We start from the raw sequence: 19,461 nt of genomic DNA, 5'->3' as shown, positions 1-19,461 counted from the left end.
CGGAGTGGGGCAAACGCGTGCAGCAACGCAGGCGCAAAAAGCACCCGTTGCGGTACGCATTTTAAAAATAGCCAGTGCTACAGGAATGGCGCCGGCATAAACCGGCTTAGATCGAATTGAATCGATACAAGTCGGTAAAGGCTGGTATTAAAGCTTTCCAACAGCACAGACAACTGCAGTTTCCGCTGCAAGTTCGCATCCAGCAATACCTTCTCTCAAAGGTTTGGCACTGAATGGATCTATGGCAGCAGGGTGGCAGTGATCCCCTTGTTTCCCTTCGCAGGTTCTAACCTGATCAGGTTCAACGGTATCCGCTTTCGCGGTCTCAGCCCAGTGGGCACTCCGACAAGTGCGCGCAGTATAAGCAAAAAAATTTACTGCTGGCAAATCATGCTGTTTTGCTGAGATGGTGCTCTTGAGCACCATCTGCTGTTTTATCTGATTAAAAACGGCGTGAAAAAGTCTGCAGGCTGGTTTAATTGATAAGTAAAACAGGCTTGAAGGTCGTTGACCTGGTTTCAAGCTGCTAAAAGGTTGCGTAGTTGTATAAATTGTTTCATATTTGAACTCTTTGACAGGGAGTTACTATGAGCAAATTCATGACAAAAATGCGGCGTAGCGGTATTGTCCTGGTACTATTCAGCTTGCTGATAGCTGGTCCGGATGTGCTGGCGACCTCGGTGCAAAGTTCACCGCAGGAATTCGCGCAGAGCAGTGCATATCAGGCGTACCGGGCCTTATTGCAAAAAGCCGTATTACCAGCCGGCCCAGCGGAGCGGACCTTTAACCATGCCGATGTGTCAGATATCAACAGTCGTATCAAAGAAAATACCAGGCCGAGCTCTTATGATGGTAGCCGTTTTTTATATGAGGCTTTTGTTAAATATCCGGAGCTGAAAACGGAACTGGCAGCGCTACGTGAGGCCATGGCTCAGCTTGGCAGCCAGAACGGGTTCAACAATCTTCCCACCGACGAGCAACTGGCATACTGGCTTAATCTGCATAATTTGCTGGTGATCGAACAAATCGCTTCGCTCTACCCAGTCAAAATTCTGCAGGATTTGTATAGTGGCCCAGCAGCCATTATTGACAAACCGCTGGTCAGCGTTGCAGGCCAGTCACTCAGTCTGAACGCGATTAAAACAAGCAAAATACTACCACTGGCCGGCCGGCGTCCTGAAGTGATCTACGGCTTGTATGAAGGTTATATCAGCGGGCCCAGTATTCGTAATGAACCTTTCACCGGTCAGAATTTACATGCAGCCTTGCAGCAAAACGCAGTCGAGTTCGTGAATACCAGCCGCGGCACTTATGCCGGTCAAAACGAGTTCAGAGCGTCGGGTTTTTATCAGCGCCAGCAGGCATTTTTTCCAGATTATCCCTTTGATTTAAAACCGCATTTGCAGAAGTACCTGACTGGCGCTGAATTGAAAACGCTGACGGCTGTTAATGAAGTCAGTACAAATCTTGACGACTGGCATGTGACTGATTTGTACGGCACGGTGCGCGCAAGCAACGACCGCGGGCTGGATGCAGAATATGCCACCGAAGGCTTGGTCAGAGAAACCACAGCGCCGGGCGTCAGCAAAGGTGTCAAACTGAGCCGACGCCAACAAGAACAAATCCTGAAAATCAAGCTGCGCCAGCAACCAAAAGAAGGCCGGGTGGATATTCAGGATTTGCCGGCCGAAAAGGTGGTTTCTGCGGATAAAGCAGGCACAGACTCTGGACAGTAACGGCTGAACAGGAAGAGGTAAAGTATGATTGCTCAGCATTTATTCAAGCGCCTGATGTTGTTCGGTTGTTTCAGCTGCCAGCTGGTTACACTGGCCATGACGACAGCGGTCGCATCCGAACAGCTACAACGCGGCACCTTACCAGTTCCTGCGCTGGAACAGAAACCTCAAAAGGCGCCGGAAGGCAAGGCGGCTGGGTCGTTGCGCTATACAGCGGAATATCAGGCATATCGTGATCTTTTGCACAAAGCCGTGCTTCAGACGGGGACGCCAGAGCGATTTAATTATTCATCAGACGTACCTCAGACAGGAACTCGGGTCAAAGATGTGGTTCGGCGCAGTTCATTTGATGGTAGTCGGTTTTTGTATGAAGCCTTTATCAGATATCCGGAATTACTGCCTGAACTGCGGCAGCTGCGCGACAGTTTTGTTGCCATCGCCAACTCTGGCCGACTGGCGACTCTCAGTGATGACGAACAACTGGCGTACTGGCTGAATTTGCATAATCTGCTGGTGATTGACATGCTGGCGCACCGCTATCCGCTGAAACATCTGCGGGCGCTATATCAGGGCGAGCAGGCCTGGCTGCACCAGCCATTGATTACGGTGGCTGGTACATCACTGAGCCTTGCGGACATTAAATTCGGCAAAGTGTTACCGCTTGCCAAAGGCAGAACCGAAGTAATTTACGGCTTTTATGAAGGTTATATAAGTGCGCCTAGCATCAGATCTGAACCTTTTGATGCGCGGAGTTTAGCAAAAGCGCTGCAGGACAATGCGGTTGAGTTTATCAACACCAGCCGTGGCAGTTATCCGGAGTATGGCACCAGCTTTCGGGTGTCAACGTTTTACCAGCGCCATCAGGCCTTTTTCCCATTTTATCCTGCTGATCTGAAAACACATTTGCAGAAATATCTGGCGAGTTCTGAACATGCGGTGTTGGCCAAAGTGGAGCAAATTGACGTGGATATCAATGACTGGCGCATCGCCGATCTATACGGCACTGTGCGCAATGGTATTGATATGACACAAGGAGCAAGTCTGGAACTCGACAGCAGGGTGGTGCAATCCATCAGGAATAAAGTTAAAAGCAAGCTGGTACTTAGCGACAAACAAAAATTTCAGTTGAAAATGTTGCAGCGGCGTCAGCGTGTGTCAGATGGCAATGTCGAGATCATCGATCTGCCAGCTGAACCTGTTGCCACAACAACGAAATAACTAGCAAAGTATCTGACAGCCTTTTCCTCCGTCAACACTGTCCAGTGTGACGTGCACTGATGCATACGTGGGTCTGCTGTGCTATGGCTTGGACCACCAGGCACAGCAGACCACATTTCACAATGAATTTCAGCGCTGCGTTGCCGCTTTCATGCCACGGACAAAATCACCCAGTTCCTGCAGCAACGTCGCCGGTGCCGCCAGATTTTTTTCAATCAGCTGGACAATGGCTGAACCGGAAATAGCACCGGCAGCGCCTGAATCGAGCGCGGCTTTAACATGTTCTGGTTTGGAGATACCAAAGCCCAGCAGGGCGGGTGCTGCGCCATAACTTTTCAGCTTGCTCAGCATCGCATCGGCTGGCATTGCGGCCACCGTTTCGGTGCCGGTCACGCCGGCGCGCGATAACAGGTAGGTGTAACCGCGGCCATAGCTGGCCAATTCCTGCAAGGTTTTATCGGTGGCGTTGGGCGTCGCGATAAAAATCGGTGCGATGTCTTCTGCCAGCGCCGCCTGGCGAAAGCGCAGGCTTTCAATTAAAGGCACATCGGCGATCAGTACCGAGTCGACGCCAGCCGCTTTGGCCTGCTGATAGAAATGGCTGATGCCGCGCGCCATCACTAAGTTCGAATACAGCAATAAGCCAATCGGCAGGTCCGGCGCATAAGCGCGCACTTTAGCGATAATGGCAAAAGCATCAGCTGGCGTCACGCCAGCAGCCAAGGCGCGGATATTGGCGCCCTGAATGGTTGGGCCGTCGGCGATAGGATCGGAGAATGGAATGCCGAGCTCTAATGCGTCTGCGCCGTTGTCGACGAGCGTTTTGATGATGTCAAACGACAACTCAGCAGTCGGATCGCCTAAGGTCACAAATGGCACAAAAGCACCCTGATTAGCCGCTTTTAAGCGGCTGAACATCTGGTCATAACGTTGCATCAGTGGGCACTCCCTGTATTCGCTTCATTCTTGGTTTGCTGCTGTGCGGCCAGCACTGACATGACATGGCCTAAATCTTTGTCGCCGCGGCCGGATAAGTTCACCAGCAGCACCATAGGTTCAGTCGCGGCTTTGGCCATTTTTAACGCGTGCGCTAATGCATGTGAGCTTTCCAGCGCCGGAATAATGCCTTCAGATTTGGCCAGTAACTGGAAGGCTTCTAACGCCTCGTCATCGTTGATGGCGACATATTCGGCGCGGCCAATCGACGATAAATAAGTATGCTGCGGGCCGACCGCCGGATAATCGAGACCGGCGGAAATTGAATAGGATTCTTCAATCTGACCATCCGCCGTTTGCATAATGGCGGTGAAGGCTCCGTGCAAAATACCGAAACTGCCGGTGGACAGTGCTGCACCGTGCTGATGGGTGTTGATACCCATGCCGCCTGGTTCAACACCAATCAGCCGCACACCGGTTTCCGGAATAAAATCAGCGAACATACCGATGGCATTCGAGCCGCCGCCGACACAAGCCAGCACCGCGTCCGGCAGTTTGCCTTCAGCCTGCAGAATTTGTTGTTTGGCTTCTTCGCCAATCATTTTCTGGAATTCGCGCACGATAGTCGGGAACGGATGCGGGCCGGCCGCAGTGCCGAGCAGATAATGGCTGGTGGCGTAGCTGGCGGACCAGTCGCGCATCGCTTCATTGACCGCATCTTTTAAAGTGCCGGAACCAGCGGTCACTGGAATAACCGTCGCGCCCATCAGTTTCATCCGGAACACGTTCGGTTGCTGGCGCTCAATGTCTTTGGCACCCATGTATATTTTGCAGTTAAGACCCAACAGCGCACAGGCTAAGGCAGTGGCAACACCATGCTGACCGGCGCCGGTTTCCGCAATAATGTCTTTTTTGCCCATGCGTTTGGCGAGTAATGCTTGCCCCAGCACCTGATTGGTTTTGTGCGCGCCGCCGTGCAGCAAGTCTTCACGTTTTAAATAGATTTTCACCAGCGGATTTGGCGAAATATTGCGGGTCAGTGTCAGCGGCGTCGGCCGGCCGGCGTACTCGTTCAGCAGCTGCTGGAACTCGGCGAGAAAAGCCGGGTCTTGCTGCGCATCAATAAAGGCCTGCTCGAGTTGCAGCAGGGCCGGAACCAGCAACTCAGGCACAAACATGCCACCGTAGTCACCGAAATAAGGATTAAGCTTGGGTGCTGTCATAACTGGGTTTCTCCGAAACTGAAAGCTCTGATACGTTGAAATGCTGTGAGAATTTTGGCCGGATCTTTGACGCCAGGCGCCGATTCCAAACCGGAATTCATATCAAGACCGCTGGCGGCCGTTCTTAACGCATGCTGGACGTTGTCGGGATTGAGCCCCCCGGCCAGCATGACGGGTTTATGTAAAATACGCTCGCCAAGCAGGTTCCAGTCAAACGACAAACCAGTGCCGCCCGGGATCCCCGGCTGGTAAGCATCCAGTAAAATCCGGTCTGCGCTATGGCTAAATTGCGGCAGAGTGTCTTTCACCCGATAGGCTTTCCAAATCTCACAGCCTTTGGGCAATAAGGTTTTTAAACCGGCGATATAACTTTCATCTTCATCGCCGTGCAGCTGCACAGCGGCTAGCTGCAGTTCACGGGCAACCAATGCCACCTGGGCCGGTGCTTCATTAACGAAAACACCGACAAATCGCAGCGACGCGCTGTCGCGAATTGTTTTAGCCTGTTGCTGCGTGACAAAGCGCGGTGACGGCGGGTAAAAAATCAGCCCGCCGTACAAAGCTCCAGCCGCGGCGACCTGTTGTGCCTGTTCTGGCGTCGTCAGGCCACAGACTTTGTGTTCACCGCGGGTCAGTGCATGCACGGCTCGATCTAAGTCCGGTTCGGCCATTAGCGAACTGCCGACTAAAAAGGCGGTGGCCACTTTACCGAGCTGACGCACCTGATGGTTAAAATAAATGCCGGATTCGCTGACCAGTGGGGTCGATGGCGGCACCAGTCGCGCTAGCCGGAAACTGGTATTTAAATCCGTTTCCAGTGTGCGTAAGTTACGGTTATTAATGCCAATCAGTTCAGCTTTCAGTGCCACTGCGCGCAGTGTTTCGTCTTCGTTACTGACTTCGGTCAGCACTGTCATGTTCAGCTTGTGCGCCAGCGCCGCCAGTTGTTGATACTGCGTATCGTCCAGCACCGACAACATCAGCAGCACGGCATCGGCGCCACAGGCGCGGCCGCGGTAAATCTGATACTCGTCGATGATAAAATCTTTGTGCAGCAACGGTTGGTCGACCAGATCACGCATCGTGCGCAGATAGTCATAACTGCCCTGAAAGAACTTTTTGTCGGTCAGCACTGAAATGCAGTCGGCATATTTGCCATAGACGCCGGCAATTTCTTTTAAATCAAAATTGGTGCGAATGAGCCCCTTGGACGGCGAAGCCTTTTTACATTCCAGAATAAAACGCGCACCAGGCGCAGTCAGCGCTTTAAGGAAGTTGCGGTTGGTCGGTACTACATTGGCGATAAAACTATCGAGCGGCAGCACGATTTTGTCTTCAGCCACTTCCAGCGTTTTATGCGCAATGATGGTTTGCAGAATATTCGGCTTGGCTGTGGAAGCCGTTGCCGAAGCTGTTACTGAATTGGTGATTGGTGTCGGATTAGTTGCCATGACTGGCCTCCCGGAACTGCTGTAAGGTGGTCATCGCCTGATCGGTCGCGAGCAGGTCAAGTACGGCTTGGGTATTGGTGGCCAAATCTTCGCCCTGGCCACAGATCTTCAGCATGGCGGCGACATTGGCCGCGATGGCATCCCGATGTGCTTGTGGTGCTTTGCCGGCGAGAATATTGCGGGTAGCGTCGGCGTTTTCGGCCGGTTTGCCGCCCCGCAGTGCTTCCAGTGGCACCGGCGAGAGACCAAAATCGGCGGCGGTTAAGCGGAACTGGTGGATCTGGCCGTCGCGGACTTCACAGACATCGGTGACGCCATGCAGCGCAATTTCATCACAGCCTTCGCCGTGCACCACCCAGGCGCGTTCAACGCCCAGTTGCAGCAGCGCCTGCGCCAACACCGGGCATAACGCTTTGTCATACACGCCCAGCAGCTGAAATTTCGGCGCTGCAGGGTTTAATAAAGGCCCAAGCAAATTAAACAAAGTCCGACTTTTTAGGGCACTACGCACCGTCATCGCATGGCGGATGCCACTGTGATAGACCGGCGCAAATAAAAAACTGACGCCTGCTGTTGCCAGTGTCTGCGCGGCTAGCTGCGGAGTCATCTGAATGGCAATGCCGAGCTGTTCCAGCAAGTCAGCAGAGCCACTTTGCGACGACACGCTGCGGTTACCATGTTTGGCCACTTTCAGTCCCATCGCTGCGGCGACAATGGCTGCAGTGGTAGAAATGTTGATGGTATTGCTGCCATCACCGCCGGTGCCGCAGCAATCGATGACGGCAAGGTCAGTGGCTGGTAATGGCGTGGCGGCCGCGCGAAAGGCTTTGGCAGCACCGGCGATTTCTGCCGCGGTTTCGCCGTTGAGTTTCAGTGCTGTTAACACGGATGCCAACACAATAGGGTCAATCTCGCCGCGCGCCACGGCGGCAAAAAACGTTTCGCTTTGCGCTTCACTGAGCGATCCACGGTTCAGCAACTGGCTAACAGTGGTGATCTCCAGCTCGCGCGGCGTCAAATCCTGGTTCACTGTAACATTCATCACTCGGCCTCCGTTTGCGTCAGATACGCCAGGCTCTGCGCCAACAGCGGTTTACCCTGAGTGGTCAGAATCGATTCCGGATGGAACTGATAACCTAGTGCTTTATGCTCTGCATGTAGCACAGCCATCGGAATATGCTGGTAGTTGGCAATCACCCGTAAAGAGGCTGGTACTTCGGTTGCCATCAACGAGTGATAACGCGCCACAGCAAAAGGCCGCGGCAGGCCGGCAAAGAGCAGATGGTCGGCAAGCTCAATCAGTGAGGTTTTGCCATGCACGGTTTCACCGGCACGGCCGACCACGCCGCCATAATGTTCTACTAACGCCTGATGGCCGAGGCAGATACCGAGCATCGGAAAACGGCCGGCACAGAGGCGAATCAGTTCCGGCATCGAGCCGGCATCTTTAGGGGCGCCAGGGCCTGGTGATAACAACAACACCACAGGTTCAGTTTCCAAACACATCTTGTCGAAGATATAAGCCGCCGGCACTGTGTTACGGTACAGCTTCAGGCGGCAGCCAAGCTGCGCCAGTTCGTCGACCAGGTTGTAGGTAAAAGAGTCTTTATTATCCAGCAAATACACCAGGCTCATACGGCACCTCCAGTGCTTGTTGCTTTCACACTGTCGGTTGCATGCGCCGCCAGAATGGCACTTAATACCGCCTGCGCTTTGCTGCGGGTCTCTTCGGTTTCAGCCTGCGCCACGCTGTCGAACACCACGCCAGCGCCGGCCTGCACATAAGCGGTGCCGTTTTGCACATAAGCACTGCGGATCACGATGCAGCTGTCAAAATCGCCGTTGCCGGATAAATAACCGACCGCGCCGCCATAACTGCCGCGTTTTTTGCCTTCGACCTGGCGAATCAGTTCGGCCGCCCGCACTTTGGGGGCACCAACCAGCGTGCCCATATTCATGCAGGCTTGATAGGCATGCAGCGCATCTAATTCGGCTTTTAATGTGCCGACGACGCGAGAGACTAAATGCATCACATAAGAATAGCGGTCGACTTTGAGCAGCTCTTTTACATAACGGCTACCCGGAACGCTGATTCGCGCCACGTCATTACGGGCTAAGTCCACCAGCATCAGGTGTTCGGCTTTTTCTTTTTCGTCCTGTCTGAGTTCCAGTTCGATCCGGCTGTCGAGGTCTCGGTCCAGCTGGCCTTGCGCATTAAAACCACGTTTGCGGGTGCCGGCGATTGGGTAGATCTCGACCTGCCGGTTAGCGGCAGCGAATTTCAGCGCCGATTCCGGTGAGGCACCGAACAACACAAATGCCGGATCCTGCAGGTAAAACATATAAGGACTGGGGTTTTGTTGCTTTAACCGGGCATAAGCGGCCAGCGGTGATGGGCAGGGCAGTGAAAAACAGCGGCTTGGCACTACCTGAAACACGTCGCCGGCGACGATATTGTGTTTCAGCTGTTCAACTTGCGCGGTAAATGCCGCATCGCTGATATCGACTTGTAAATCGGCGGAGCTCACCGCGGAACGGCTTTCCAGTGCTGGGTCAAACACACAGGCGCCCTGTAAGGCGCGGTTCAGTTGCTCCAGGCGTTTACCAATGCCAAAACAGCTTTGCATCGCTTGTTCGCCACAAAACACATTGCCAACCAGACGGGCTTGCTGGCGTTGGTGGTCCAGCACGAGCAGCGTTTCAGCCAGATAAAACACAAAATCCGGGCAGGCATTGTTGCCGACCGGCACCTCTGGCAGCAGCTCGGCACTGGCGACATAGTCGTAGCCGATGACGCCACCTAAAAATACCGCGAAAGGTTCGTCGCTGTGGCTGCACAAGCCTTGCTGCAGCGCGCGCAGCACCGATAACGGTGTAGGAGCCAATAAGCGGCTGGCTTCATCGCACAGTGGGTCTGGCCGGCTGAACTGCACGCTGAGCTGGCGTGCGCTGCGGCTTACGCGGGCGATTTGGTCTAACTTGGCGGCGAGAAAATCCAGCAGCGGCAGGCCATTGTCAGAAACGGCGTCGACCTGGACGGTTAAATCCTGGCATTCAATGCGCAGCGCTGCGTCCAGCAATAACAGCGTTTTCAGATTGTCTTTGCTGTCAATTTCGGCCGATTCGAGCAATAAACTGTAGGGGCTGAGCCGGCTTAACTGCTGATAGCAGCCGAGCGCGTCGCTCTGGTAGGGGATGGCGGTAGCAATAGATGCGACTTCGCCCGGTGTCTGTGTGATATGACTGAAAATCATCCGGAAGTTCCTGTATACCCGCTGAGCTACGTTGCCAGTGCGGGCGGTCAGCTGACCTTAATTAAAACGACAATAGTCCAAAGCCGGGCCACAATTGCCCTTTGAAAATTGCCACCATCGCCAGGAAATCAGTGCTGTTGTGCTCATTGGTAACTCCACGCTTAAAAAAATTTGTCTCGCCAGATATGACAAAGGCCCGTTGTGAGAACGGGCCTTTGGTTTTTCGGAATACACCGCCAACACACGCCCGTTAAGGAGTATGCCACCACCAAGTGATCAGCGAAGCTGCGCTGAGAGTTTGTAGAACGGCCATGGTGTAGTCCTCGAATATTGCGACCGGATATCGGTCAGGCCCACATAAAACCGCAAATGCAGGGATGGCGTCAAGCAAAAATCGGCAGAAAACTAAAAATAAATCCGTAAAGGCGTCCGGATGTCTAAAGCGCTGTGTTTACTGGGCCTACTGTTGCGCTGGATCAACATGCTTTTTTGTGGAGCGCGTACAGTGAAATCAACATCACAGCGCTAGTTCACAGCACTACTATACAGCGCTACTTGAAAGATAAACGTCAGGGAGTTCCGCCAATGTCCGAACAACGCCAACAGTTACTGGATTTGCAACAACAACTGCAACAACGCCTGAGCGCTGTGCAACGTGATTTGCGTCAAGGTCATGATGCAGATAGCGCCGAACAGGCACAGCAACGTGAAAATGATGAAGTGCTGCAGCAGCTGGAGCAACAACTACAGCGGGAACTGTTGCAACTGCATCTTGCACTGGAGCGCCAGCAGCGTGGTGACTACGGTTTATGTGAGCAATGTGGTGAAGCCATTGCGCCGGCGCGGCTGAAACTACTGCCATTTGCCTTGCGCTGCCAGCACTGCGCTTGAGTGTAAACTCTGTCCCTTCAGGCGCTGCCGATAGCCGCAGCAGCGCTTCTGTGGCACAATTGACGGATCAGCGCCCGTGTTCCGGCGCGCTCTTCACGTCAATTGAGTCTTTCATGAAATTTGATCTGCACAGTCACACTTTTTATTCCGACGGTATGCTCAGTCCTGCCGATTTATTGGCAAGAGCTGTCGAGCGCAAAGTCGATGTGCTGGCGATCACCGATCACGATACTTTATTAGGTCTGGCGCCTGCCCGTGCCGCCATCGCTGCTGCCGGCTTACCGATCCGGCTGGTGGATGGCGTGGAGATCTCCACCAGCTGGTACGAATTTGAGATCCATATTGTTGGCCTCGCGATCGACCCCCACAACGACGGCCTGCAACAGCGGCTGGCCAGTCAGCAAGAGCGCCGGCTGGAACGCGCCCGTGAAATGGCGCGGCGCCTGACCAAACACAATGTGCCAGATTGTTATGATGCGGTGCTGGCATTAGCCAACGGCGGTGCCGTCACGCGAACCCACTTTGCCCGTCATCTGATGGAAATTGGCAAAGCGACTTCGATGGCCGGTGTGTTTAAACATTATCTGGCGCGCGGCAAAGCCGGTTATGTGCCAAATAATTGGGTGAGCTTGGCTGAAGCCGTGCAATGGATCCACGACGCGGGTGGCATCGCGGTGCTGGCGCATCCACTGCGTTATAACCTCAACGGCAAATGGCTGACCAAGCTGATGCGGGAATTTGCTGCTGCGGGCGGTGATGCTGCCGAAGTGGCAAGTTGCCAGCTGACACCGGTACAAAAGCGTGATGTCTGGGCTTTGTGCCAGCAATTTGGTCTGGTCGCCTCACAAGGTTCGGATTTCCATCAAGCTACTGATTGGAGCGATCTGGGCCGTGGTTTGTATCTGACCGATGATATCCGCACGGTCTGGCAACAATTTCCGGCGCTTTTTCCGCAGCCAGAGCCGCAGCCAGAGCCACTGCCCGAAGCGCAATCTGAACTTGCAGCTGAAACTGAACAGGCCGAAAGCTCTGACAAGCCGGCGCTTTGCAGCTAAGCTGTAGCATAACGCGACACTTTCGATTTAAGCTGCTGATCTCCATTCATTTTCAAGATTTGCCGCAGGCAATAAGGATTCAGGCATGAGCCAGTTTTTCTACGTTCATCCGGAAACGCCGCAAAGCCGGCTGATGAAACAAGCCGTCCACATCATCAAACAAGGTGGGGTGGTGATATATCCGACGGACAGCGGTTATGCGCTAGGCTGTCAGCTTGGCGATAAAAACGCGCTGGAACGCATTCTGCAAATCCGTCATATCAGTGGCGAGCACCATTTCACCATTATGTGCCGCGACCTTAGCGAATTATCTATCTACGCCAAAGTTGAAAATACCGCGTTCCGCCTGATCAAAAACAACACGCCAGGCGCTTATACCTTCATCCTGCGCGGCACTAAAGAAGTGCCGCGGCGCTTGCTGAACGAGAAGAAAAAAACCGTGGGTCTGCGCATCCCAGATCATAAAATCGCGCTGGCGTTATTGGCCGAGCTTGGCGAACCTTTGATGTCGAGCTCACTGATTTTACCGGGACGCGAATTTACTGAATCTGATCCGGAAGAGATGCGCGACCAGCTCGAACGTCAGGTCGATCTCATTTTGCATGGCGGCATTCTGGCCGGTAATCCGACGACTGTGATCGATTTGTCTGATGACAACCCGGTGGTGGTGCGTGAAGGCGCCGGTGCCGTGCAGCCGTTTTTATAACAGCACCGTCTATGCCTGCAATAACTGAAGCCGAAGCAGAATCACTAAGTCCGTTGACGGTACAACAAGTGCTGCCGCTGGCATTTGTCCGTGGCGAAGCGGTGCTGGAGCGGCCGGAAGACTTATTTATTCCGCCGGACGCGCTGGAAGTGTTGCTGGAAGCTTTTGAAGGCCCGCTGGACTTTTTGCTATATCTCATTCGCCGCCATAAGTTTGATATCGTCGATTTGCCGGTCAATGAAATCACGCTGCAGTACATGGAATATATCAACCTGATGCAGGAGCTGAATTTCGAACTGGCCGCCGAGTATCTGGTGATGGCGGCGATGCTGGCGGAAATTAAATCGCGCTTATTGTTACCCAAGCGCGAAGCTGAGCAGACGGAAGAGCTGGACCCGCGCGCAGAATTAGTGCGCCGGCTGCAAGAATATGAACAGTTTAAGCTGGCGGCCACGCAGCTTGATGCAGTGCCGCGGCAGCAACGGGATTTTTTCCCCACTCATGCTGCGCTGGCTGATAATTTCGCACCTTTTGTCATCGAGCCGGACGTCAGTCTGGCCGAGCTGGTGCTGGCGTTACAAGACGTGTTCAAGCGCACCAAGGATTTTCAGCATCACCAGGTCCAAAAAGAACAATTGTCGACGCGGGAACGGATGAGCCGCATCCTCGAATTGCTGCGTCAGCAGCCGGTGTTGGCATTTGGTCAGTGTTTTGCATTGCAGGAAGGCCGGCAGGGCGTCGTCGTGACCTTTTTGGCAGTGCTGGAGCTGGTGAAAGAGAAATTGATCACCCTGACGCAGGTCGAATCTTATGGTCAGATCCACCTGAAATTGGCATAATGCTCGGCCGTTTTTCGGCGCCTTGACAGGCGACGGGCGACGCACTGAAGAAGAGGGTCACCGATGGCAACAAAAATTCAGGATGATCAGCTGGTTCAGCTGTTAGAAGCCTGTTTATTTGCCAGCGAGAAACCGCTGAGCCAGACTGAATTACTGGAAACCGTGTTGGCTGATTTTCAGCTCAGTAAAAAGCGGTTACAGGCGGCGTTAACCCGACTGGAGCAGGATTATCAGGGCCGTGGTATTGGCCTGGTTGAAACTGCCAGTGGCTGGCAGTTCCAGACCAAGTCCGAGTGGAGTCCTTATCTGGCCAGGCTGTGGCCGGAGCGTTCACCGCGATATTCCAGAGCTGTGTTAGAAACGCTGGCATTGATTGCCTACCGTCAGCCCATTACGCGCGGCGAAATTGAAGCGGTGCGGGGAGTCTCGGTCAGTAGCCAGATCATGCGTACCTTGCTCGACCGCGGTTGGGTCAAAGTCGTCGGGCACAAAGAAGTACCGGGGCGGCCGGGTTTATATGCCACCACTAAAGAATTTCTCGATTATTTTGGCGTGAAACGGCTCGATCAGCTGCCGCCATTACCTGAACTGGTTCCACTGGGACCCTTATTTAATTCAATCTCTGAACACACAGTCGGGATGACTGAGGAGTCGCAAACATGAGTGAAAAACTACAGAAAGTCCTGGCACGCAGTGGTGTCGGATCACGCCGCGAAATGGAAACTGTGATCAGCACCGGCCGCGTCACAGTGGATGGCAAAGTGGCGCATCTGGGGGATCGGATCAATGCTAATCAACTGGTCCGCGTCGATGGTCATCCGGTCAAAATCGCCACCGAAGAAGAACAAGTCTGCCGCGTAGTGGCTTACCACAAGCCAGAAGGCGAAATTTGTACCCGTACCGACCCGGATGGACGTCCAACTGTGTTTGACCGTCTGCCGAATATCCGCGGCGCCCGCTGGATCGCCATAGGCCGGCTCGATATCAATACCTCAGGCTTATTACTGTTCACCACTGACGGTGAGCTGGCCAACCGCTTGATGCACCCGAAATTTGAAGTGGAACGTGAATACTCTGTGCGGGTGTTTGGCGAAGTCAACGATGCCATTATTCAGCGTCTGCGTATTGGTGTTGAACTGGAAGACGGTAAAGCGAATTTCAAAAAAATCAAAGCGATGGGTGGCGAAGGGGTCAACCGTTGGTTTAATGTAGTGCTGACAGAAGGCCGCAACCGTGAAGTACGCCGGATGTGGGAATCTCAGGGCACTGTGGTGAACCGCTTAATCCGGATCCGTTATGGCGACCTGCTGTTGCCGAAGCATTTACCGGCCGGTGGTTACACCGAGATGGGTCTTGAAGATGTAAATTACCTGCGCAAGCTGGTACATCTGTCACTGGAAACTGAATCGCTGGCCAAAGCCGAAGATCGTGATGAGCGCCGTCGTCGCATGGCGTCAATTAAACGTGCGGTGCGCAAGTATCAGGTGAATCAGAAGCTGGTGGAAAAAGGCGAAAAACCTGCGGCAAAACCGCGTGCTGAAAAGCCGAAAACAGATGATAAAAAGCCCGGAAAAACCCCGTTTAAAGGTAAAAGCCGGACCCGCATCTAACGAAGACTTGTCTGTAGAGCCGTTGATATAGAGGAGAATACATGAGTTTTATCGGAATTTTTGTTGCACTGGCCTGTATTATCGGCGGTAACCTTTTAGAAGGCGGCCATCCGGGTGCCTTATTAAATTTACCAGCCTTTTTGATTGTGGTCGGTGCGACTTTTGGTGCTGCACTGACCCAGTTTCCATTTTTTGTGGTCGCTGGTGTTGGTAAACGGTTTATCTGGTTTATTCTGCCGCCGAAACGTGATCTGCTCGAACGCAGCATGTTGTTGCAGGATCTGGCCAGTCAGGCACGCAAAGGCGGCTTTCTGGCGCTAGAAGAAAAGATTGATGAAATCACCGACCCATTTCTGAAAAAAGGTCTGTCGATGTTGGTCGATGGCTTTGATAAAGATCGGATTATTGAGACGCTCGAAGACGATATTGAGTTTGAATATGAAGATGTGGAACTGACGGCAAAATTCTTCGAAGCGATGGGTGGTTATGCACCGACAATGGGCATCATCGGCGCCGTTTTAGGATTGATCCATGCGATGGGTTTGTTAGACAAGCCGGATGAACTTGGTGGTGGTATTGCGGTAGCGTTTGTCGCGACCATTTATGGCGTAGCTTTCGCCAACCTGCTGTTTTTACCATTTGGCAACCGTGTCAAATTATTCGCACACGAAATCAAGCATTACAACATGATGACGCTTGTTGCTATTGGCAGTATTGCGGATGGCGTCTCGCCGCAACAGCTGGCGTCTCGCTTACAAGGTTATGTCGGAGGCCATGGTGGCAAAGAAAGCCAAGAAGCCTGAACCGCCAGAGAACCATGAACGCTGGTTGGTGTCTTTTGCCGACTATATGACGTTATTGTTCGCGCTGTTTGTCGTGTTGTATTCGTTTGCGATGGCCAAGCAGTCTGAATATAACGCGATGGTCAAAGCCTTTATGGATTCGATGGGGCAGGTTGGTTTGATCTCCCGCCCTTCGGGCTCGCCGGTGTTGGAAGGTGGCAACGGGATCCTCGATAAACAAAAAGATGTCGCTGTCGAAACCAAAGAAGAGACGCCGGCGCAGCTGATTCCGAGTGAGGCTCCGCTGATCCCGGAACAAGCGATAGATTTAAACGTTGGTAATGCAAAAATCAGCGCGCCGATCGATATGCACAAAGACGAAACTGCCGCATTGTTAAGCCAACAAAAAGATCAGGATGAGTTACTGGGTAAACTACGCAATCAGTTAGCTAACAAACGAGTAGAGATTGAAGCGCTGGGTCAGCAAGTCATCATCCGCATCAGCGATAAAGGTTTGTTTCCGGCTGGTTCGGCCAACCTGCAACCACAATTCAAACCGGTGTTGAATGATATCGCGAAAGTACTGGCTGATGTTCCAGGTGAAATTACTGTTACCGGCCATACCGATGACAATTTAAGTGATATTGAAGGTCTGTACACCAGCAACTGGCAGCTGTCAGCGCTCCGTGCAGTGGCTGTAGTTGAGCAAATGTTACATCACCATGCGCTTGATGGGCATCGGGTTGTGGCGCAAGGCCGCGCGGACACCCATCCGCGTTTTCCAAACGACAGTGCAGAAAATCGGGCTAAAAATCGCCGGATTGAGATTTCGATTTTGCAAGGCACTGTTGATGAGGGCGGCACTATAGATGTCAAACCAGGTACTGCCGCTCCTGCTACCAGTGAGAATCCGGCGACAGGAAAAGCTGCGGTTGAGCCAGCGCCGGTGACAACGCCACCGGCGGAAGCACAGCCAACGACTGTGGCTAAAGGTCAATAATAAATATCAGAGCTTTGATGAATTTGTGGCTCATCCTGCAGTTCTTCAAAGCTGACGGCGAAGTGTTTAGTTTGGTCATGTAAATCCGACAGATACACGGCTCTGTCTTGCGCATCAATCCAACTGACGACGCCGGCGCCTTTTTTACTCTGGCAAACCATTCCTAACTTGAGCTCTTGCACATTCATCGGTGGCCTCCTGATTTTCTGACAGAACTGTAACGTTAGACGCATTTAATTCCAGATGTGAGATCCGACCAGTGCCAAATTCAGCTAACTTGCGCATTTGGCAAATAATTTATTTTTTAGCCGCGGCTTCACCCAAACTCAGCATGCAAGCAGACTGTGACCAGCAGATGACGTTGCTGTAAACACTGGCCGGTGTGGCCAGATCAGCTTTTAAAATCGATTTTTTGATGAATGTTGACCCAATTGTCGGGGAATTTGCCCTGCAACACATAAGAAAAGGCAATCAGTTCCGCGATGAGGACGTACAACTCCGGTGGGATCTGATCACCAAGTTCCATCCGTTGCAGCAGCTGATTTAACTGTTCGTCTTCATGGATCAACACGCCATGTTCACGCGCCAGAGCGATGATGTCCGCAGCCAAATCGCCATGGCCTTTGGCGATGATTTTCGGCGCATTTTTGCCGTCATAATGCAGCGCGACTGCGCTTTGTGGTTTGTCACTCATACCCGCACCTGCAATAAACTGGTACCACGTTGATACAAATGCTCCGGGATTTTGCCGAGCTGGCAGCCGGCTTCGGCTACCTGTAAACCTTGCATCGTCAGGCGGTCTTTAAATAGCGGCAGAAATTGCCCGGTGTCCTGCACCGTTTTTTCATTGTCGGCGTAAAACTGCAAACTGACTTCTTTGCCAATCAGTCTGACCTGCACCAGCATCTCGCCCTGCTGAGCTAAATCAAACTTCATCGTCAGTTGCCAGCAGCGTTGTTTGCTGTGTGTGTCGTGACCATCCGCTTCGCGTTCGCTGATCGCCAGTTCGGTAAAACGACTTTCCCCTTGTTGCAGCAGTGGCAACTGGATCAACAATTGTTGTTCTGGTTTTTGTGTTGCGGCCGGGCCAGCTTGTGATTCCAGATTAGCAATTTGTGCGCTTTGCAGCTGGCTGCTGTGGCCGGACAATTGACGCAATAACTGCGCACTCTGGCTACGGTCCAGTTGGCCGACTAACTGCTGCAGTTTGTCTTTTTGTGGCAGATTTTGCCGCTCTGCCGGCAGTTGCGCGCCCAACCGTCCCAGTAATAACTGAATGGCGATGGCAATGCCACCGGCGGCGCTGTTTGGGTGTGCCGGCGTTTGCAGCGGACTGAATTGCAGTGCCGCATTGATTTGTTGCATCAGCTGTTGCTGCGTCTGCAGCTTGGCAGCATCCGGGTGCTGGGTCCGCAGTTCCTGCAGCACTTGCCGCACCGCCGCAGGCAGTGCAGGACTATCGGCCAGTAAGTCCGGACTGGCCTGACTGAGCGGCAGCCACTGGCGCCACAAATCACGGCTGTCAGTTTTCAGTGTGGCGGCCGCTGTAGTGGCAGCACTGGCCGGCAAAAAGCTGAATGGCCGGCTGATATCACTGACCGACAGTTTCAGTTGCCGCGGCTCAACCTGCGGCGTCAGTTCCAGTTGCAATTGTTGTTGGCCCGGATGTTTCAGCTGCCATAACCAGGTTTGCCCATTAGCTGCCGGCGCCGCGACCCGGGCGTTCGACAACCAATGCTTCATATCGCTGCCTAACTGTTCCGGCCAGGTCTGCCGCGCCAATAATGGTACTAACTGTTGTTGCAGTGCCGGTTTCAGTGCAATGGCCGCGGGGGCGGCATTGTCGCTGCCGATAGCGGCAGGCAAAGCTGATTTGGCCACAGGCGCCGTGACCGGCGACGAGCTGTCGCCAGGTTTGCCGGGGGCGGTCAGCTGCAATTGTAATTTCAGTTGCCCCTGTTGTTGCTGCAGTTCAAGTTGGGCCGGCACCGTGCGTTGTTCTGGCCACTGTTTCGCTTGTGGCAGTAGCGCCAAATCCACTGCGACAGGTTGGCCTTGTGGCAGCTGGATGACTAACTGTTGCCCCTGGCGGCTCAGTTGTACTGGCCACTGCAACTTGTTGGCGTCACTGTTGGTGGCCAGTTGCTGCGCCTGCACGCTGAAATGCTGCTGTGGGCCAGGAGCTGGCTGTTGTAACAGTTGTAACAGCTGGCTGGCCTGCAGGGGGATAGTCAGTGTTTTGCCGGCATGGCGCACGGTTAACTGCAGCTGGTCCACGCCGATTGGCTGCAGTTGCACAAACAGTTTTACTTCCTGCGAGCTTGTCGCTGTGCCACCTGACTGTGGGGTAACCGGCGGCTGCGCAAGTTGATTTTGCGTCTGAGTTTGGCTGTTACCCGGCTGCTGCACAGGTGTTGCTGTCTGGGTTTGCTGCGTCGTGCTCTGTGTTTGTGGTGTCGCCGCAGCTATCAGTTGTTGTGCGGTTTGCAGAATTTGTTGCGCAGTATTTTGCGGCAGCGGGATTTGCAGCGGCCCTTGTGGCGTTTGCACCGTCAGGCGTGCGTCCTGATCCCGGCCAATTTGCAGCAGAGCCTGATACAGCTGCGAAGGGTCCAGCTTCAGGCTTTGTTCAATTTTTGCTCCACTGCCAATTTGCAGCAGGCTATCAATATTGATCTGGTTCATATTTCAGGCGCTTAGCCTGTCCGGATGGTGAACGCGCATTCGTATTCTAACGCCAATATGCTAATATGCCCGCGT

Annotated in this window: 19 protein-coding genes and 1 riboswitch; of the genes, 10 read left to right on the top strand and 9 right to left on the bottom strand. The window is 53.3% G+C overall.

Features of this window, described 5'->3' with window-relative positions:
- Window positions 1-254: 254 nt before the first annotated feature.
- Window positions 255-355: riboswitch (TPP riboswitch) on the bottom strand.
- 232 nt (window positions 356-587) lie between these two features.
- Window positions 588-1,736, top strand: a complete 1,149-nt coding sequence (locus ACQ66Q_RS06445) for a DUF547 domain-containing protein (RefSeq protein WP_430456038.1) — start codon at window positions 588-590, stop codon at window positions 1,734-1,736.
- A 24-nt stretch (window positions 1,737-1,760) separates the two neighbouring features.
- Window positions 1,761-2,954: a DUF547 domain-containing protein gene (locus ACQ66Q_RS06440; RefSeq protein WP_430456037.1), complete on the top strand. Its 1,194-nt coding sequence runs from the start codon at window positions 1,761-1,763 to the stop codon at window positions 2,952-2,954.
- Between the two features lie 129 nt (window positions 2,955-3,083).
- Here ACQ66Q_RS06440 and trpA read toward each other — a convergent pair whose 3' ends face one another.
- From trpA to ACQ66Q_RS06410, 6 genes are read right to left on the bottom strand one after another with little or no spacing between them, the layout of a single operon-like run.
- On the bottom strand, window positions 3,084-3,890 hold the full coding sequence (gene trpA / locus ACQ66Q_RS06435) for a tryptophan synthase subunit alpha (protein ID WP_430456036.1): 807 nt from the start codon (window positions 3,888-3,890) through the stop codon (window positions 3,084-3,086).
- Window positions 3,890-5,113: a tryptophan synthase subunit beta gene (gene trpB / locus ACQ66Q_RS06430; RefSeq protein ID WP_377247170.1), complete on the bottom strand. Its 1,224-nt coding sequence runs from the start codon at window positions 5,111-5,113 to the stop codon at window positions 3,890-3,892. The genes trpA and trpB overlap by 1 nt, the downstream gene beginning before the upstream one ends.
- Window positions 5,110-6,564: a bifunctional indole-3-glycerol-phosphate synthase TrpC/phosphoribosylanthranilate isomerase TrpF gene (trpCF, locus tag ACQ66Q_RS06425; RefSeq protein ID WP_430456035.1), complete on the bottom strand. Its 1,455-nt coding sequence runs from the start codon at window positions 6,562-6,564 to the stop codon at window positions 5,110-5,112. Before trpCF ends, trpB begins: the two co-directional genes overlap by 4 nt.
- Window positions 6,554-7,606: an anthranilate phosphoribosyltransferase gene (gene trpD, locus ACQ66Q_RS06420; RefSeq protein ID WP_430456034.1), complete on the bottom strand. Its 1,053-nt coding sequence runs from the start codon at window positions 7,604-7,606 to the stop codon at window positions 6,554-6,556. Before trpD ends, trpCF begins: the two co-directional genes overlap by 11 nt.
- The gene (locus ACQ66Q_RS06415; protein ID WP_430456033.1) at window positions 7,606-8,199 is read right to left on the bottom strand and encodes an aminodeoxychorismate/anthranilate synthase component II; all 594 of its coding nucleotides are present in this window, start codon (window positions 8,197-8,199) and stop codon (window positions 7,606-7,608) included. Before ACQ66Q_RS06415 ends, trpD begins: the two co-directional genes overlap by 1 nt.
- Window positions 8,196-9,818, bottom strand: coding sequence for an anthranilate synthase component 1 (locus ACQ66Q_RS06410; RefSeq protein WP_430456032.1), 1,623 nt, complete (start codon window positions 9,816-9,818; stop codon window positions 8,196-8,198). The genes ACQ66Q_RS06415 and ACQ66Q_RS06410 overlap by 4 nt, the downstream gene beginning before the upstream one ends.
- Window positions 9,819-10,403: 585 nt before the next feature.
- Between ACQ66Q_RS06410 and ACQ66Q_RS06405 the strand changes: the two genes are divergently transcribed.
- From ACQ66Q_RS06405 to ACQ66Q_RS06370, 8 genes are all read left to right on the top strand, one after another.
- Window positions 10,404-10,709, top strand: a complete 306-nt coding sequence (locus ACQ66Q_RS06405; RefSeq protein WP_430456031.1) for a TraR/DksA family transcriptional regulator — start codon at window positions 10,404-10,406, stop codon at window positions 10,707-10,709.
- A gap of 113 nt (window positions 10,710-10,822) precedes the next feature.
- Window positions 10,823-11,764 (top strand): RNase RNM, encoded by a 942-nt coding sequence (rnm, locus tag ACQ66Q_RS06400; RefSeq protein ID WP_430456030.1) that lies wholly within the window; start codon window positions 10,823-10,825, stop codon window positions 11,762-11,764.
- An 85-nt stretch (window positions 11,765-11,849) separates the two neighbouring features.
- A complete protein-coding gene (locus ACQ66Q_RS06395) occupies window positions 11,850-12,470 on the top strand; it encodes an L-threonylcarbamoyladenylate synthase (RefSeq protein ID WP_430456029.1) in 621 nt (206 codons plus the stop codon).
- A gap of 11 nt (window positions 12,471-12,481) precedes the next feature.
- Window positions 12,482-13,309 (top strand): segregation and condensation protein A, encoded by an 828-nt coding sequence (locus tag ACQ66Q_RS06390; protein WP_430456028.1) that lies wholly within the window; start codon window positions 12,482-12,484, stop codon window positions 13,307-13,309.
- A 63-nt stretch (window positions 13,310-13,372) separates the two neighbouring features.
- Window positions 13,373-13,972 (top strand): SMC-Scp complex subunit ScpB, encoded by a 600-nt coding sequence (scpB, locus tag ACQ66Q_RS06385; RefSeq protein WP_430456027.1) that lies wholly within the window; start codon window positions 13,373-13,375, stop codon window positions 13,970-13,972.
- Window positions 13,969-14,919, top strand: coding sequence for a 23S rRNA pseudouridine(2605) synthase RluB (gene rluB, locus ACQ66Q_RS06380; protein WP_430456026.1), 951 nt, complete (start codon window positions 13,969-13,971; stop codon window positions 14,917-14,919). The genes scpB and rluB overlap by 4 nt, the downstream gene beginning before the upstream one ends.
- Window positions 14,920-14,960: 41 nt before the next feature.
- The gene (locus ACQ66Q_RS06375; RefSeq protein WP_430456025.1) at window positions 14,961-15,722 is read left to right on the top strand and encodes a flagellar motor protein; all 762 of its coding nucleotides are present in this window, start codon (window positions 14,961-14,963) and stop codon (window positions 15,720-15,722) included.
- Window positions 15,694-16,701, top strand: a complete 1,008-nt coding sequence (locus tag ACQ66Q_RS06370) for a MotB family protein (protein ID WP_430456024.1) — start codon at window positions 15,694-15,696, stop codon at window positions 16,699-16,701. The genes ACQ66Q_RS06375 and ACQ66Q_RS06370 overlap by 29 nt, the downstream gene beginning before the upstream one ends.
- On the opposite strand, the gene ACQ66Q_RS06365 is transcribed toward ACQ66Q_RS06370, so the two are convergent.
- The 3 genes from ACQ66Q_RS06365 to ACQ66Q_RS06355 form a co-directional block, all read right to left on the bottom strand.
- Entirely contained in the window at window positions 16,695-16,889 is a 195-nt protein-coding gene (locus ACQ66Q_RS06365) for a hypothetical protein (RefSeq protein ID WP_430456023.1), read from the bottom strand. The two genes, ACQ66Q_RS06370 and ACQ66Q_RS06365, sit on opposite strands and share 7 nt — an antisense overlap.
- A 203-nt stretch (window positions 16,890-17,092) precedes the next feature.
- The gene (locus ACQ66Q_RS06360) at window positions 17,093-17,395 is read right to left on the bottom strand and encodes an EscU/YscU/HrcU family type III secretion system export apparatus switch protein (protein WP_377247134.1); all 303 of its coding nucleotides are present in this window, start codon (window positions 17,393-17,395) and stop codon (window positions 17,093-17,095) included.
- Window positions 17,392-19,386 (bottom strand): flagellar hook-length control protein FliK, encoded by a 1,995-nt coding sequence (locus ACQ66Q_RS06355; RefSeq protein ID WP_430456022.1) that lies wholly within the window; start codon window positions 19,384-19,386, stop codon window positions 17,392-17,394. Before ACQ66Q_RS06355 ends, ACQ66Q_RS06360 begins: the two co-directional genes overlap by 4 nt.
- Window positions 19,387-19,461 lie beyond the last annotated feature (75 nt).

The organism is Rheinheimera sp. (genome assembly GCF_965283995.1).
Lineage (GTDB): Bacteria > Pseudomonadota > Gammaproteobacteria > Enterobacterales > Alteromonadaceae > Pararheinheimera.
This window is presented reverse-complemented; position numbering and strand designations above follow the sequence as displayed.